Annotated in this window: 3 protein-coding genes; all 3 read right to left on the bottom strand. The window is 44.3% G+C overall.

Translation table 11 applies throughout. The features are described from left to right. Positions 1 to 524, bottom strand: a 524-nt coding sequence (locus COY37_RS09605; protein ID WP_286977386.1) for a tetratricopeptide repeat protein, incomplete at its 3' end; no start/stop codon positions are given. After that, entirely contained in the window at positions 490 to 2523 is a 2034-nt protein-coding gene (locus COY37_RS09600; protein ID WP_286977383.1) for an O-antigen ligase family protein, read from the bottom strand. The genes COY37_RS09605 and COY37_RS09600, both read right to left, overlap by 35 nt. Before the next feature lie 110 nt (positions 2524 to 2633). Further along, a complete protein-coding gene (locus COY37_RS09595; protein WP_286977381.1) occupies positions 2634 to 3008 on the bottom strand; it encodes a competence type IV pilus major pilin ComGC in 375 nt (124 codons plus the stop codon). Positions 3009 to 3084 lie beyond the last annotated feature (76 nt).

Genomic DNA, 3084 nt, shown 5'->3' with positions numbered 1-3084 from the left:
CCCGGATTTGTCTGTATAGCTTTTTTATAATATCGAATCGCCTGTTCGCTATCGTGCTTGTGCTCTGCCAGAATGCCAAGCATGTTGCAAGCAAAGTAGTTATGAGGGTCTAAAACATATGCTTCACGGAAGTTTTTTTCAGCATTTTTTGTATCTTGGAGTTTGTTTAAGTAGAGAAATCCTAAACCAAGGTAATAATCAGGGTCATCTTTCAATTGTAATGCACGGTTTATATATTTTATAGCCTCTGATGTGTTTCCTTGCTTTCCCATGAGAACGCCAAGCTGGTAATTCGCATCGGCATGCCATGGGTTCATTTGCAATGTTTGAATGTAGCCATTTTTTGCGGCGTCAATATAACCGGTCTCTTCCATGTGGACCGCACGTGCATAAAATGTGTTTGCGCTTATGAATCTATCACTTACAAAAGCGGCCAAGATAATTAATGCTATGATTATGCCCAGCGCTATTTTTTTTGCTTTTAGGTGCTTAATTTCGGTGCTTAAGAAAATCGCCATATCCATGTTTTACCAACCTTTCATATGCAGTTTTTGCATTTTTATAATTCGGATCGAGTTTAAGGGCGGTCGCGTACTCGTTTAGTGCTTTCTCCTGCCGCTTGGCCTTTTCATAATATCGACCCATATGATAATGTGTTTGAGCATCATTTGAATTGATATTAAGAGCTTTGGCTATATTAGCATATGCTTTTTCCATACGACCGGTCTCAAGATATGCCATACCAAGAAAATCAACGGCTCTATAATTGCGTGGATCAAGCCTTACTGCTTCCGCAAGCGGCTTAACGGCCGCGTTGAAATACTTACCATTAAACGCCCTGCCGCCATAAAGATAACCAAGCCCAAGCAGGATATTGTTTTCCCTGTTATACGGGGATAACCTGACTGATTCTCCGAGGAGCTTAACGCCTCGCGACCATTGCGAAATATTATGCGAGGATTGCCCCGAATCGACTAGCATGATGCCAAGCTCACTGTATGCTTTATCATCATTAGGATCATAAGATATGGCCGTTTTATAGTTAGCTTCTGCTAATATCACATCGCCTTCTTGTGTTGCCAATCTAGCCTGGGCAAGCGCGCTCTCACTTATAAACGGTTTAGTAACGAATATGCTAGCAAAAAGGCAAACTATAGTAGCGGTTGCAATGATAATATATCTGTTGGCGCTGCGTACTGGCTTGATTTCAATCCCCGGCTGTGACCAGCTCGAAGCCAAAACACCCATGTATAGCCACATAAATCCCGACGTAACGATGCCCGTTACGCCAGTGAGGCTTTGTATTGTGAACGCTACTATCCCGCTAAGCAAACCAACCGTAACCAGCGACGTATCTCTATTCTCTCGTATATTTTTGTATGTCTTAAAGCAGACGAAGGCAAGAATGAAGACAAATGTGGCCATCGCGGGGATACCGGTGGTTACGGCCAATTGGAGAAACGCGTTATGAACGTTGTCAAAGGTACCTGAAGGATCGTATTTTATAAGACCGGGAACCTCATACCTTGAAAATATTAGCCCTAAGGTGTCCGGGCCAAAACCGAATAGCGGTCTCTCGGATACCATCTTGAATGCACTTTCCCACATCAGAAATCTGCTGTCGATGCTTCCGTTAAAGCCGAATGCTGAAGAAATCTTCCCGGCCATCATAGGTAGCCCTACCGCTAATGAAGCGAGAAATACTACCATAGCGGCGATTGCAGCCGGTATGGCTACTATCCTTGCAGTAAAACCTTTTTTCTGCGCGTAGCCGACACCTAAGATTGCAAGACCGAATAATCCCGCAACCCACGCAGCCCTGCTCATCGTAGTAATCAAGCACACTGCGATTAATACCGTGGCAAGTATATTGAGTGTTCTTTGAAATGAGGTCTTGCTCTGTAGTGCCAAAGTCACAGCAAGTGGCAACATGAGGGATAGGTAGCCGCCAAGTATGATGGGGTTTCCGAATGTTGAAGAACTCCGCGTACCTTCAAACATGCGGTACGCCCAGGGGAACGGATCAAGACCCTGGCTTTGCGCTATGCCGTAGGTCGAAACGAGAACCGCCGATACAACCCCAAACCTAACTACAGTTTCAACCGTAGCCTTATTCTTGAAGGATTGGACTGCAACAAAAAATAGAGCAATACAGCTCAAGAAGCTTATTAGACCATCGTATCGTAAGTAATTGCCTTCAATACTCATATGCAAATTAAGTGATAATGCGGTTGAAATAACCAGAAGAAAGAGAAATATCGCAAGAGATAATTCGAGGCCTGAAATTCGTATCTTCGTTCCGTATATTAAACCCTTCGCTAAATACAGGAATATCACGACAACTGAAATTTCTTTAAATAGGAGGTATTTTAACGATAATGCCTGGTTGAGCACAGTGGGATAAATGGCCAACGGAGCAAAGACAACCAAGCCATATAGCAAAGCCCTGATGATTGTTTCCACTTTTTCAGCGTTCGCGGGAGGATTAACTCCTGTAGCTACCGCGTTGGTTTTATATAACAAGTGCATCTCCTGGATCAATTGATATGTACCCAATATCGGCATAAGCCTAAATAGCAAAAGAGCGGCAATCTCTTGCCGCTCTTTTGCAATAGCCTCCCGGCTATATTCTACTAATAACTATGACCTAAGGCAGCCTTATGAATACATTCTATCACTGGAGGTACCGAGCCGCCGCCACTGGGGACAGTATAGCTCGAATTATCAGTCGGGCAAACCGGCATGGCCTTGATATAACCCCCCACAAGGTCTTGTGCCACCCCGTCGATAGTTGATGGATACGCATCGGTATCCGCCGGATTATCCGCCTTCCAGATCTGAATAGCGCCATCCATTGTCCTCAGATTTGCCTGGCATGTCCTGCGCTGCGCGGAAGCCCTGGCGTTGTTAAAGATCGGTACGGCGATAGCCACCAAAATACCAATAATAAGGATAACGACCATCAACTCAATAAGGGTAAAGCCCTTTTCGTTACGGAAGAATCTCATTTTTTCACCTCCTTATCAGAAGTCTTAAAGCGGTCGGTCTTATTTAAAAGAAAAAGGCATTTGTTACCTTGCGGTA

The organism is Candidatus Aquicultor secundus (assembly GCF_002791875.1).
Taxonomy (GTDB): domain Bacteria; phylum Actinomycetota; class Aquicultoria; order Aquicultorales; family Aquicultoraceae; genus Aquicultor_A; species Aquicultor_A secundus.
Note: the sequence above shows the minus strand (reverse complement) of the source record. Positions and strands in the feature narration are given on the sequence as shown.